This is a genomic window from Georgenia sp. EYE_87, from assembly GCF_023148685.1.
Taxonomy (GTDB): Bacteria; Actinomycetota; Actinomycetes; order Actinomycetales; family Actinomycetaceae; genus Georgenia.
The window spans coordinates 667,093-679,696 of record NZ_JAHXNL010000001.1 but is presented as its reverse complement, the minus strand read 5'-3'; the positions used below and the strand labels follow the sequence as shown (position 1 = coordinate 679,696).

Here is a 12,604-nt window from a genome sequence, read left to right as displayed (position 1 = left end):
ACCTAAGCGTTCAGGAAAGAACCTTGAGCATGGTTTCGAAGAAGAGGTCCTGATCGATCTCCTCGACCACCCGCGCGTTGGGCTCGTGCCCCGAGCGTCGGACCGCGTCGACGAGCATGTAGCCCTGGGTGATGGATCCGTGGGTCTCGATATCGACGTAATACTCAGTCGCCTTCTTGATGATCGAAGGTTCGACAGCGATCGCTGCGGCGATCGAGTCAGGGTGCGTGCTCCCCTCGACGCCGTGCGTCTTCTTGACGTACTCGACGCTCGCGCGGTTCGCCTTGGCGAAGAAGCGTGACTGGGGCGTGTCCAGCTCGTCGATCTGGCGCAGCTGAGCCTCGTTGAAGCGGCCCTGAGTCATCGTGAGGTCCCAGGTGACCAGGGTGACGGGGAAACCTGCGTTGAGGACGATCTTCGCCGCCTCGGGGTCGTGCCAGAAGTTGGCTTCGGCGGCGGCGGTGACGTTGCCGACCGCGTTGTTGGTCCCGCCCATGACGACGAGGTCCTTGACCTTCCCCGCGATGGAACGGTCGGCCGCGACCGCGCAGGCGAGGTTGGTCAGAGGTGCTTGGGCGATGATGGTGAACTCGCCCGGGTTCTCGTTGATCAGGCGGATCAGTGCTGCGACGGCGTTCTCGCTCTCAGACCGCTGCTTCGCCTTCGGGAAGTTGGCGCCGCCGAAGCCGTCGACGCCGTGCACGTAGGAGGAGTCGTCGAACGGTGCGATCAACGGCAGGCGGCAACCCTCGTACACGGGAATCTTGCCGCCGAACCCTGCGACCTCGATGGTGTACAGGGTGTTCTCGACCATCTGGTCGAAGTTCACGTTGCCGTAGTTGACGGTCACCGCCTCGACGTTCGAGTTCGGGTGGCGCATGCCGATAAGCAGGGCAAAGGCGTCGTCCTGGGCAGTGTCGACGTCGTGGATCAGACGCAGGGTCACAGTTCCTCTTTCGATAGGCCGCATCCTCGCGGCACGTTCAGATCAGTGCCCGCCCCCGGGGCCCCGGGGCAGGCGTTAAGACCGGCTGGCGGTCAGTAGCTCGTGACGTTCTCGTCGTTGCTGTTCGTGACGATCGCGATGCCGGCGCTGGTGCCCAGAAGGACGGCGCCGGCGTTGAGCAGGTCGACGGCCTGCAGGTAGCTCTTGATGGAGCCGGAGGCCTTGACCTTCACTCCGTCCTTGGCGGCCTCGACGAGGTAGCGGATGCTGTCGGGGTTCGCCGTCTCGACGGCGCCGCTGCTGGCGTTCTTGAGGTACGCGGCACCAGCCTCCATGGCCAGATCCACGGCGGCGCGCTTCTCGTCGTCGGTCAGGAGCGGGAGCTCGAGCATGACCTTGACCGGGACCCCGGCCGCGCTCACGACGCCGGCGATGTCATCGCGGAACTCGTCATACATGCCGCTCTTGAGGTAGCCGACCTGCACGCCGATGTCGACCTGCGTGGCACCCGCCCTCACGAGCTGCTCGGCCTCGAACGCCTTGCCGGCGGGGGTGGTCACGCCAACGGTCGGGAAGTCCAGTGCGCTGGCCACGCCGATGCCGGTGCCTTCGAGCTCCCTGGCCGTCACGTGCACCCACGAGCCGGGCACCATCGCCGCGTTGAAGCCGTACTCGATGGTCTCCTTGGCGTGGGCGATCATGTCGTCGCGGGTGAGGCCCGTCTCGATGCGTGTGTGCTGGATATAAGGAGCCAGCTCGTGGGGCGGGAGGCTTGCGAAGTCGATCTCGGTGTTCACGTTCGTTTCCATTCGTCTCGAGTTTGAGGATTGGTGCTGATGGCAGTTGGTCAGGAGGGTCAGGTCCCCATCACCCTGGCGATCTGTTCCGGGGTCGGAAGGGCGTCGATGACGCCGGACCTGGTCACGGCGTGCGCCCCAGCAGCGTTGGCGAAGCGGGCCGCACGTTCGAGGGACTCCCCTCGAGCGATCGCGACCGCGAGGGCCGCGTTGAAGGTGTCGCCGGCTCCGGTTGTGTCGAGGACCTCGGATGGCGCAAATGCCCCGACCTGTCGGAACTCGGTGCCGTCGAGAACGGCGCATCCCGATGAGCCGAGAGTCATGACGATTGCGGCGTCGGTCCTGGCGCGGAGCTGCTCGGCGACGTCTGCGGCGGACCGGTCATGAGTGACCGGAAGGTTGAGAATCTGGGCGGCCTCACTCTGGTTCGGGGTGAGTATGTCGATCCAGTCCCAGAGGTCGTCGGGCAGCCGGACCGCGGGCGCCGGGTTGAGCAGGGAGGTCGTCCCCTCCTCCTTGGCGATACGCAGCGCCGCGCCGACCGCCTCGAGCGGGATCTCCATCGAGACCATGACGATGTCCGCGTCGCGGATCGTCTCGCGGAAATTTTCGACGTGGTCGGCGGTGAGGTCGCTCAGCGCCCCTGGCGCGATGGCGATCTCGTTCTCGCCGTCGTCGCCGACGAGGATGAAGCCGACCATCGTGGTCGAGTCCGTCCGGACGACATGGTCGTGCTGGACCTTCTCCCGGTCCCAGAGCCTCCCCGCCGCGTCGGCCAGGTGGTCCTTCCCGATGGCCGTAAGCAGAGAGACGTCCGCGCCCAGCCGGGCTGCGGCGATGGCTTGGTTGGACCCCTTCCCTCCGGGACCTTCCGCGTAGGCGCCGCCGGAGACGGTCTCACCGGGTGTGGGGAAATGGGGGACTCGCATGGTCATCCCGACCCCGTATCCACCCACGACTGCGATCTTCATCGACCATCTCTGTCTATAGACAACTATGTACAAGACAGAGAGTACGGCGCGCCGTCCCGGACGTCAACGCGTTCGAGACCCCGAGTCGTCGCAGGGGCAGCGTTGAACCGAGCGCAGGGGTGCAGGGCGTCAGGATCAGAGCGCCGCCACCAAGCCGCTGGCGGCGGCGGTCCAGGCGCCTGTCAGCGGGACAGGAGCGACGTGACCCGCAGACGGTCGGAGCGGATCCAGACGTCCGAATACTCGATCGGGTGCCCGTCGGCGAGGTAGGTCACCTGCTCGAGATACTGGACCGGGCTGCCGAGCGGCACGCCGAGTCGCTCGGAGACCATCTCATTCGCCGGCTCGGCGCTGAAGGTGCGGCGCGCGGTCGCGATGCGCAGCCTGTAGGTGGTCTCGAGCGTGTTGAAGAGGCTTTCCTTCTCAAAATCGACGTGCTCGATTCCGGGGAGGTTCACCGCGCGAACGTAGTTGTGGAGGAGGGCAACCGGGCCACCGGCCGTGGACCGTCGACGGTACAGGCGGAGCACCTCGCCGCCCGCAGGAATCTCGAGCAGCGCCGCGACGGGCGCCGGAGGCTCGATCAGGGAGCAGTCGATCACCTCAGTGGCCGACACGATCCCCTGACTGGTGAAGTCCTCGCTCAGGCCGGTGAGCTTCTGGGCGATGGCGGGTTCGATGGTGGTCGAGGTGACGAACGTGCCCTTGCCGGGCACGCGGCGAAGCAGACCTTCCTCCAGCAGTGTCAGGAGCGCTCGGCGGAGAGTCCCACGCCCGACGGAGAGTTCCGCCGCAAGCTCGGGTTCGCTCGGGAGGCGGTATCGCGGCGGCCAAGTACCGGAGGCAATGCGAGAACGAAACTCGTTGGAGATCTGTTCGTGCAGAGTCACCGGCAGGGACGGATCGAGAAAACCCTGGTCAGCCACGCGGCGAATGTAGCAGGTCGCAAATCCGGTTCATCAGGCGCTGGGGATGGGGCTCCCTACGTGCGGCGCCATGTCCAGAACCTCGCACACACCTGTTGCAGAGGCCCGGAAGTGGACTCGCGGCAACAGGGAGAACACCTTGCCACAAGATGTGGCGTGGGGGTACACCCTGTTGCGACGGTCTCGCCGCGTGATGCCCCGTGCAGCGGTGTGCAGTTGTCGCCGAGGGCACCATCAAGGTGAGCCATCCCAGTAGGGGATCCGCTTGCGGCACACCTCGAGTGATCTCGCTGCCACTGGTCGGTGTGCCGGTTGTCGTTTGCTGTACGAACACGAGGGCAGATCACACACGCTGCACACTGAGATTTCCCCGCTGCCGTCGTCGACATCTCGCTTATCAGGTGCGAGGACAGGAACACGGTCCATCCCTCGACGGCCAGGTCGCGCACCAGCTGGCGAACCCACTGCACGCCGTCGGGGTTGAGCCCGTTGACCGGCTCGTCGAGGACGAGCGTTCGGGGTCACCCAGGAGTGCGGCGGAACCCGGTCACGGTGCCGGGCGCGATGGTGAGCTGAGGGTGTGCACGGCGGACTTGTCGCCGTAGCGCTTGGTGAGCTCGTGTGCCTCGATCATGACAGGGACCTTCCTGGGTGATGGTGGGACTGGCGGATCTGATACGGCGGCTCGGCGTGCCCGTCCGTCGTGACGGGTGCCAGTGACGCGGACGACGACAAGGCCCCTACACGACGTCCCAGTGGTAGTTGGTGTCCCACCGCCAGGAGGCCCACACCGCGGCACCGAGGCGGATGGCTCCGGAGAGGACGGGGAGTGCTCTGGGTTCACACGTGCTGCTGGGCGCGAACGGCTTCACCGTCTGGGCTGGTCGCCATGGTCGCCGACGGTGCGGTGCGGGGCCAGGTCCAGGCGTACCGCAGGATGAGGGCGAGAAGGATCACTTCCAGTGCGACGCCAAGGCCGTAGAAGTACGTCCAGGACTCGCCCACCGCGTTGAATGCCGAGACGGGGATGTAGAGCGATGCAACGACGAGGTTCGTGGCGCGGTTCACACCGGCGGGCAGCGTCATGGAGAGCGTCACCATCAGGGTCGGGATCGCTATGAGCGTGAGGAAAGCGGTCAACAACGTCTGGCTGATGTCGAACTCCCAGACGACGCCAGCCAGGATGTCGTCGACGACACCGGGCTTGTAGAGGGCGAAGTAGTCGACGTAGATATAGAGAAACATGACGCTGGTCCAGGCTGCCGCGAGCTTCGCTTGCACCGGCATGCGCGGGTTCTCCAGCGGGGTGGTGAGTTGACGTGTTCTCATCGTGGGCTCCGTTGTTGTGGTGAGGATCGGCAGGTCCACGATCGTTGAGCCCGGCGGCGGGCACATCAGCCCGCGGGCCGGAGTCCGACCGGCCGAAGGCACGGTCTCTCGCTCGTGCTTTCGGCTGATACGCCGCTGCCGTGTTGTTCCTACGCTGGACAGATGCTGACGGAGGCGCTGCGCTCGTTGTGGGCTGAGCCTCGACCGGCGAACCCGCCGCGACGGGTGTGGCGCGACTGGGCGCTCGTCGCGGTCCTCGCGACGTGGTCGGTGGCGGAGGCGGTCCTCCGCGAGGACCTGACGTCGCGCCCGCTGGTGCTCCTCGCCGTGCTTGTCGTCCTCGCCCCCCTGCCGTGGCGGCGAAGCCACCCTCTGGGGGCGGTCGCGGTCTCCTTCGGAACGCTCATCACCGTCGATATCGCCAGGATCTTGCTGGGGGAGGAGGCCTATCTGCTGTCCAGCATCTCGGCCGTGCTCGTCCTGGCCTATGCGCTGTTCCGGTGGGGAGCCGGCCGCGAGGCCGCGACCGGACTTGGGGTCATCCTGGTCTGGCTGGTCATCACTCACGTCGCCGACCCGATGAGCCCGGCAGAGATGGCGGCCGGGTATGGGTTCTTCCTGTTCGCCGCAGCCCTGGGCGCTGCGATCCGCTACCACGCGAAGACGCGCATCCGCGAGATCGACGAGGCCAGGGCCCGGGAGCGCGAGCAGCTGGCACGTGAGCTCCACGACACAGTCGCCCACCACGTCTCCGGGATCGCCATCCAGGCCCAGGCCGGACGTGCCGTCGCAGCGTCTCACCCCGAGCGTGCCACCGAGGTCCTTGCTGTCATCGAGGACGCGGCCGCGCGAACGCTCACCGAACTGCGCACCATGGTCGGTGTCCTGCGCGCCACCGAGGAAGCGGACTTCACGCCACGGCCGGGCGTGGCTGACCTCGAGCGGCTCGCCGGTGAGGCCGACGGAGGGCCGCCGGTCCACGTGGAGGTTTCCGGGGAGCTGGACGATCTCAGCCCCGCGCTTGACGCCGCGCTCTACCGCCTGGCCCAAGAGTCGGTCACCAACGCACGACGGCACGCCCGCTGCGCCTCCCGGGTCACCGTGCGCGTCGTGGGCAACCCCGAGCGGGTGCAGTTGACGGTCGACGACGATGGGGACCCCAGCACGCCCGTCGGCAACGCGTCGGGCTACGGCCTGATCGGTATGCGGGAGCGGGCCACGCTGCTGGGCGGCACGTTCCACGCCGGCCCCACCGCCGGCCGCGGCTGGCGCGTCGAGGCGATGCTGCCCCGCGCCGGTACCGCGCTATGAGCATCCGGGTGCTCATCGCCGATGACCAGAACATCGTGCGCACCGGCCTGACGATGCTCCTGGACGCCCAACCCGACATCGAGGTCGTCGCCGCAGCCGCCGACGGGTGCCAGGCCGTGAGCCTGGCTCGGCGACTACGTCCTGATGTCGGCCTGTTCGATATCCGCATGCCGCTGATGGACGGCATCGAAGCCACCCGCCAGCTTGCCGGACCCGACGTCGTCGACCCCCTGCCAATCGTGGTAATCACCACGTTCGACCTCGACGTGTACGTCTATGAGGCGTTGAAAGCCGGTGCCCGGGGCTTCCTCCTCAAGGACGCCGGGCCAGCACTCCTGACCCAGGCAATCCACGCGGCTGCCGATGGAGAGGCCCTCATCGCCCCCAGCGTCACCGTCCGCCTACTTGAGGCCTTCGCCGCCTCGCAGAGTGGACGACCCGCGCAGCCGATAGAACCGCTTACCGCCCGTGAGGAGCAAGTGCTCGTCACAGTCGCTCAAGGCCGGACCAACAGCGAGATCGCCACCGAGCTCCACATCAGTCCCAGCACCGTCAAGACCCACCTGGCCAGCCTGATGCGCAAGCTCGGCGCGCGTAACCGGGTCGAGGTTGCCATGTGGGCTCACGAGACGGGACGCACCTGAGCTCATACAAGGGGCTGCAAGATCCGGCAGCGACGCACCGGACGCGCAGCGCGCCGCGGTGAGCCCGTCGCGGCGCTCCCTGACAAGCGCGATAGCCACAGCCGGTGTCAGGTAGCGCTTCGTATCGCGTGGCGCACATAGACCACACCATTACGGAACCGTCGGTGATCCAGCAGCTCGAGGTCGAGCCGGACGCCCCGGGGCAGCGCCGGCTTGCCGCCGCCCACAGTCACGGGGCACAGGAGCAGCACGCACTCGTCCACCAGCCCGTGGCGGAACGCTTCGGCACCGATAGCCGCGCCGCCGATGCTCAGGTCCGAGTTGGAGGTTTCCTTGAGCTGTCGTACCGCCTCGGGGTCGAACTGCCGCTCGATCCTCGTCCGCGCCGTCGAGACCTCTTCAAGCGTCGAGGAGTAGACGACTTTGTCGGCGTCACGCCAGATCCCTGCGTACTCGCGGACGACGGCCGGTTCGGTCGCCAACCAGTCATCGCTCTCCCAGACGCGCATCGTCTCGTACATGCGGCGGCCGTAGAGCGAGGTGCCGATGTGCCGCTCGTGCTCGTTCCAGAACGCGTGCACCTCGTCGTCAGGCACGGACCAGTCGAAGGAGCCGGTCTCATCCTCGAGGTAGCCGTCGAGCGAGGTGTTGGCTGCGTAGATCAGCTTGCCCATGGGGGCCTCCGGCCAGGACTGGGGGGTTACAGGGTGCAGCGTCATGGCGATACCGGCAAGACCATCGACGGTGGGGTCACCGAGCCCGCAGCGCGCTGCTTGTCGGATACGCCCGATGCTCCACCGATCAACGGGACCTGACGGCTCAACGCGACGCTCTGCTCGGCTTCGGCGTCGGGGCTGACCGGATCTATGTCGATCACGGCCTGACCGGCACCAATTGTGAGCGACCTGGGTTGCGGGAGGCGCCCGCCGCCTGTCGGGCGGGCGACACCTTGGAGTTCGAGTCCGATCTGATCCGGCTGCGCACCCGCGAGTGGATGAAGGTGGCCAAGGCCAAGGGCCGGTTGGGTCAGGGCGCCGGTGCGCCCGGCTCAAGGCCTGACTCCTGGGCGGCCCGCCGGGCCAGGTCCAGCACGACCCGCTCGGGCAGCCCCAGCGTCGCGGCCGCCGTGGCGACGTCGTCGAACTCCGGGGTGGCCTGGCGGACCGTCGTGCCGTCGTGGGCGACCTTGATGCGCACAGGCTGCCCGTCCACGTCGACCTCCTGCCAGCTGCGCTCGAGCACGCGGCGGTGCAGGGGTGCGTGCTGTCGCACGCCGAGCGTGGTCGTGTGGGCGAGGATGGCCGCGCTCACGGCGTCGGCCGCGGAGCCCGGCGGGCAGAGGGCGTGCAGGGTGTGCGCGGGCCGGCCCTTCTTCATGAGGATGGGGGAGAGCCAGGCGTCGAGCGCCCCCGCGTCGAGCACCTGGGCGAGCACGCCCGGCCACAGCCGCGGGTCGAGGTCGTCGACGTTCGCCTCGAGCTGCACGACCTCGGCCGGCGTTCCGGGAACGCCTCCGCCGGACAGCGGGGCGGTCGCTTCCTCGCCGACCAGCACGCGCACGACGTTCGGGCGGCCCGGCAGGTCCTTGGTGCCCGCGCCGATACCGACGGCGGCCAGCGTCATCGCGGGCATCGGCCCGGCCGACGACGCCAGCGCCCGGACCAGGGCGACCCCGGTGGGGGTGGCGAGCTCGCCGACCTGGCGTGCCGCCGGTGCTGAGGCAGGCGAGCGCACCGTGCGTTCGGGCTCGTCGTCGTTGCCGTGCGCGTGTTCGCGCTCGTGCTCGTGCTCGTGCTGGTGGCCGTGGCCGTGGTCGTGCGGGGGGTGGTCGTGTCCGGCCGTCGGCGCTCCCGACACGACCGGCCAGCCGACGGCGAGCTGGGCCACCGCCGGGACGGGTACGGGGATGTCGCCGTGGGCGGCGCGGATCCGACCCTCGCCGAGGGCGATCGCCGTCGCGGTCACCGTGCCGGCGCCGAGCAGCCGGAGCCCCTCGCACACGCCGACGACGTCGGCGATGGAGTCCAGGGCGCCGACCTCGTGGAAGTGCACGTCCTCGGGGCTCGTGCCGTGCACGTGGCCCTCGGCCTCGGCCAGGCGCGCGAAGGTGGCCAGGGCCCGTTCGCGGGTGACCTCGTCGAGCGCCGCCTGCTCGAGCATCTCGCGGATCGTGGTCCACCGGCGGTGCGGCGGGTCGTCGACGAGCGGCTCGACGTCGACCTTCGTGGCGCGCTGCCCGCCCCGGACCACCTCGGCCCGGGTCAGCCGGACCGAGCCCGGCACCACGGCGTCGACGGCGGCCTGGATCTGCTTCAGGTCCGCGCCGGCGTCGACGAGCGCGCCGAGGAGCATGTCCCCGGCGACCCCCGCGCTGACGTCCAGCCAGACCGGGCGCCCCGCGCTCAGGACCTGTCCCGCAGGCGGAAGAGAACCTCGCCGGCGTTGTGCACGACCATCACCTCGGGGTCGGCCTCCATCGCGTCGACGTCGACGTCGGCGGGGTCCATCCACCGCAGGTTGACCGCCTCGACCTCCTCGCGCGGGATGGAGGTCGCCAGCGTCACGGTGACGCGGTTGTGCTCCTCGCCGGTCTCGGGGTCGTAGGTGCCCTGCCCGCGCAGGTGCGTGGAGTGGGCGAGGTCGCCCCACGGGTGGTCCTTGAACCGGTCCCACTGCTTCACGTAGTAGTCGCGGTTGTGGTAGCCGATCTTCATGAGGCTCGGGTGCATCGCGGAGATCTGCGTGATGTGCGGGGCGTAGATGATGACCTCGCCGCCGTCGGCGACGATCGGCTCGATCTTGTACATGCCCTTGGCGCCGGTCCAGATGTCGTCGTACATCGTCGGCAGGACGGACAGCACCCGCTTCACGGGCTGGTCGAGGTAGGTGATGTGGCTGTCCGCGGCGATGTCCGCGGCGCCCTCCCAGGCGGACTCGGTGGTGCCGACGCTGACGGAGTGCAGCCGGTCCGTCCCGGCCTCCGTGACGACGGCGACGCACAGCTTCTCGGACGGGATCCGGTCCGCCGCGGCGTTGATGAGGGCCCGGACGGGCGTGATGCCGCGGGTGCCGATGATCTCGAAGGAGGAGATGAGGGCGCCGACCCAGTGCGACATGTCGATGACGTCGTGCCCGGACAGCCCCGGGAAGAAGTACTTGTTGCCGCCGGACATACCGACCACCTCGTGCGGCAGCACGGGCCCGACCACCAGGGCCACGTCGTGCTCGACCACGGCCCGGTTGACGATCACGTGCATCGGCCGGTCGGTGAGCCGGCCGCCGGAGTACCGCGCAACCTCCTCGGCCGGGATGGTGCCGAGGTCGGCGAAGGTCTCCGGCTTCCACCACTCGTGGTTGACCACGCGCCAGCCCGGGTAGGTCTCCTCCAGACGCCCGGGCTCAAAGCCCAGGTGCGTCGCGATCGCCTCCTCGCTCATGGCGGCGTGCGTGCCGAGGGCGATGACGACCGTGACGGTCGTGGCCCGGCCGGCGAGCGCCTCGTGCACCGAGCGCATGAGCAGCGGCATGGAGACGGACCGGGTGCCGTCGGGGACGACCACCGCGACGCTACGCCCGTCGAGGTTCATCCGGGCGAGCGAGGCGAGGATGTGCTCGTGCACCTGCTCGTCGGTCAGGACCACGTCGGAGCCGCCGATCGTGCTCGCCTGCTCCACCAGTTCGCGGGGTACCACCGTCGTCGAGGTCATGGGTAGACCTTCCTCCACCAGCGGGCCCCGCGGCAATCGCGGCGCGCACCTGGTGGCAACAGGCGGCAACCGGTGGACGCCGTCCCGCCGTCCCGCCGTCCGCCGTCCCGCATGCCGCCGACTCAGGCGAACCGTTCACCGCGCTCGCGCACGCCGCCCTCGAACGAGTACACCTCGGTGCCCTCGATGAAGACCCGCTCGGCGCGGGAGTAGACGTCCAGCGGGTCGCCGGACCAGACGACGACGTCGCCGTCCAGCCCCTCCCGCAGCGCCCCGACCCGGTCGTCCAGGCCGAGCATCGCCGCCGGGTTGAGCGTGAGCGCGCTGAGCGCGACGTCGCGGTCGAGGCCCTCCTTCACGGCCAGCGAGGCCTGGTGCACGAGGAAGTTGATCGGCACCACCGGGTGGTCCGTGGTGATCGCGACGCGCACGCCGGCCTCCGCGAGGCGCGCCAGGTTGGCGATGGCGCGGTCGCGCAGCTCGACCTTGGACCGCGAGGTGAGCATCGGGCCGAAGATCACCGGGACGTCCTTCTCGGCGAGCACGTCGGCGATCTTCGCGCCCTCCGTGCCGTGGTTGACCACGAGCCGGTACCCGAACTCCTCGGCGAGGCGCAGGGCGGTCGCGATGTCGTCGTGCCGGTGCGTGTGCTGGTCCCAGACGAGCTCGCCGTCGAGCACGCGCACCAGCGTCTCGAGCCCGAGGTCTCGCTCGAAGGGCTTGCGCTCCGCCGCGGCGTGGGCTCGCGCGGCGGCGTAGTCCTGCGCGGCCATGAACGCCTCGCGGATCACCTTGGCCACGCCCAGCCGCGTCGAGGGCAGCTGCTTCTTCTCCGAGTAGACCCGTTTCGGGTTCTCCCCGAGCGCGGACTTCACCGACACCGCGGCCCGGATGATCTGCTCGTCGACCGTTCGGCCGCCCCAGGTCTTGATCGCCACGCTCTGCCCGCCGATGGGGTTGCCGGAGCCGGGCTTGACGACGGCGGAGGTCACCCCGCCGACGAGGGCGTCCCGGAAGCCCTCCTCCTCGATGTCGATCGCGTCCAGGGCCCGCACGGCGGCCATGTTCGGCCCCGTCATCTCGTTCGTGTCGTCGCCGGCCCAGCCGACCCCCTCCTCGGCGACGCCCAGGTGCGCGTGCGCCTCGACGAAGCCGGGCAGCACCCAGCGCCCGGCGGCGTCGACGACGGGCACCCCGTCCGGGACGGCGACGTCCGGGCCGACGGCGGTGATCACGCCGTCGACCACGAGCACGGTGCCCGCGTCGAGCGGCTCGCCGTCGACGGGAACGACGCGTCCGCCGACGACGGCGACGCTTCCGCGGGGGCGACGGGCGGGAGCAGGGCCGTTGTGGTTCATGTCGCCCATCCTGGCCGACGCCGGCACCCGCGGCGACGCGGCGGAATCTGTTGGCGCGGCGCCGCGTGCCGGGCGACGGAACCTGGCAGGCTGAAGAGGTCAGTGGCGGCGCACCGAGGAGGAACCATGACTGAGCCGACCGGGCCCGAGACCCCTGCGCGTCGATCCGAGGAACCCGGCCTCCCCGCGGACGACGCCACCCGCCACGGGCGGGGGCTGCGCCGTCGCCGTGACCGCGACGAGACGGACCTCGCTCCCGGAGCCGCTGACACCGACCTGCCGGGCGAGAAAGGGACGGCGACCGGCCGCGGCAACCCCGTGGCGTGGACCGCGCTGCTCGTCGCGGTCGTGCTGACCGTCTGGCAGGCGGTCTACGCCCTCAGCGTCGAGCGGGTCGCCGCGCCCGACCAGGACCTGTACACCTCGGTCTCGCTCTTCGTCACCCTCATCCTCGGCCTCGCCGCAGCGGTGCTGGGCCTGGTGGGCATCTCCCAGCGGCGCAGGCCCCGCTGGCCCGCGCTTGCGGGCCTCGCCGTCGGCCTGAACGCCTTCATCGTCGCCGCCTTCTCCTGGATCGGCGGGCTGATGAACACCGGTGCCTGAGGGGGCGCCCAC

12 protein-coding genes and 1 pseudogene are annotated in these 12,604 nt (G+C 69.4%); 4 read left to right on the top strand and 9 right to left on the bottom strand.

From position 1 onward, the window contains the following. Positions 1-10: 10 nt before the first annotated feature. The 5 genes from KZX45_RS03005 to KZX45_RS02980 all read right to left on the bottom strand — a co-directional run bounded on the left by KZX45_RS03005 (position 11) and on the right by KZX45_RS02980 (position 5,008). A complete protein-coding gene (locus KZX45_RS03005) occupies positions 11-946 on the bottom strand; it encodes a nucleoside hydrolase (RefSeq protein WP_248256196.1) in 936 nt (311 codons plus the stop codon). A gap of 92 nt (positions 947-1,038) precedes the next feature. Continuing rightward, the gene (deoC, locus tag KZX45_RS03000; protein ID WP_248256195.1) at positions 1,039-1,755 is read right to left on the bottom strand and encodes a deoxyribose-phosphate aldolase; all 717 of its coding nucleotides are present in this window, start codon (positions 1,753-1,755) and stop codon (positions 1,039-1,041) included. Positions 1,756-1,802: 47 nt separating this feature from the next. Then, entirely contained in the window at positions 1,803-2,714 is a 912-nt protein-coding gene (locus KZX45_RS02995) for a ribokinase (protein WP_248256194.1), read from the bottom strand. 182 nt (positions 2,715-2,896) lie between these two features. Beyond that, positions 2,897-3,640 (bottom strand): GntR family transcriptional regulator, encoded by a 744-nt coding sequence (locus tag KZX45_RS02990; protein WP_248256193.1) that lies wholly within the window; start codon positions 3,638-3,640, stop codon positions 2,897-2,899. 840 nt (positions 3,641-4,480) lie between these two features. Further along, positions 4,481-5,008 (bottom strand): DUF6326 family protein, encoded by a 528-nt coding sequence (locus tag KZX45_RS02980; protein WP_308221697.1) that lies wholly within the window; start codon positions 5,006-5,008, stop codon positions 4,481-4,483. A gap of 123 nt (positions 5,009-5,131) precedes the next feature. Here KZX45_RS02980 and KZX45_RS02975 point away from each other — a divergent pair, with 123 nt between their 5' ends. Next, complete coding sequence (locus KZX45_RS02975; protein WP_248256192.1) at positions 5,132-6,280, top strand: sensor histidine kinase; 1,149 nt, start codon at positions 5,132-5,134, stop codon at positions 6,278-6,280. Then, positions 6,277-6,924, top strand: a complete 648-nt coding sequence (locus KZX45_RS02970) for a response regulator transcription factor (protein WP_248256191.1) — start codon at positions 6,277-6,279, stop codon at positions 6,922-6,924. Before KZX45_RS02975 ends, KZX45_RS02970 begins: the two co-directional genes overlap by 4 nt. A 107-nt stretch (positions 6,925-7,031) precedes the next feature. Here KZX45_RS02970 and KZX45_RS02965 read toward each other — a convergent pair whose 3' ends face one another. Further along, entirely contained in the window at positions 7,032-7,598 is a 567-nt protein-coding gene (locus KZX45_RS02965; RefSeq protein ID WP_248256190.1) for a dihydrofolate reductase family protein, read from the bottom strand. Positions 7,599-7,693: 95 nt separating this feature from the next. On the opposite strand from KZX45_RS02965, the pseudogene KZX45_RS02960 reads away from it, so the two are divergent. Beyond that, a pseudogene (locus tag KZX45_RS02960) lies at positions 7,694-7,948 on the top strand (recombinase family protein); the annotation flags it as partial. A gap of 2 nt (positions 7,949-7,950) precedes the next feature. On the opposite strand, the gene KZX45_RS02955 reads toward KZX45_RS02960, so the two are convergent. The 3 genes from KZX45_RS02955 to KZX45_RS02945 form a co-directional block, all read right to left on the bottom strand. Further along, complete coding sequence (locus KZX45_RS02955; protein WP_248256189.1) at positions 7,951-9,276, bottom strand: LarC family nickel insertion protein; 1,326 nt, start codon at positions 9,274-9,276, stop codon at positions 7,951-7,953. Positions 9,277-9,326: 50 nt separating this feature from the next. Further along, the gene (locus tag KZX45_RS02950; protein WP_248256188.1) at positions 9,327-10,631 is read right to left on the bottom strand and encodes a lactate racemase domain-containing protein; all 1,305 of its coding nucleotides are present in this window, start codon (positions 10,629-10,631) and stop codon (positions 9,327-9,329) included. Between the two features lie 122 nt (positions 10,632-10,753). Further along, the gene (locus KZX45_RS02945) at positions 10,754-11,989 is read right to left on the bottom strand and encodes an amidohydrolase (protein ID WP_248256187.1); all 1,236 of its coding nucleotides are present in this window, start codon (positions 11,987-11,989) and stop codon (positions 10,754-10,756) included. A gap of 126 nt (positions 11,990-12,115) precedes the next feature. Between KZX45_RS02945 and KZX45_RS02940 the strand changes: the two genes are divergently transcribed. Beyond that, positions 12,116-12,592, top strand: a complete 477-nt coding sequence (locus KZX45_RS02940; RefSeq protein WP_248256186.1) for a hypothetical protein — start codon at positions 12,116-12,118, stop codon at positions 12,590-12,592. Positions 12,593-12,604 lie beyond the last annotated feature (12 nt).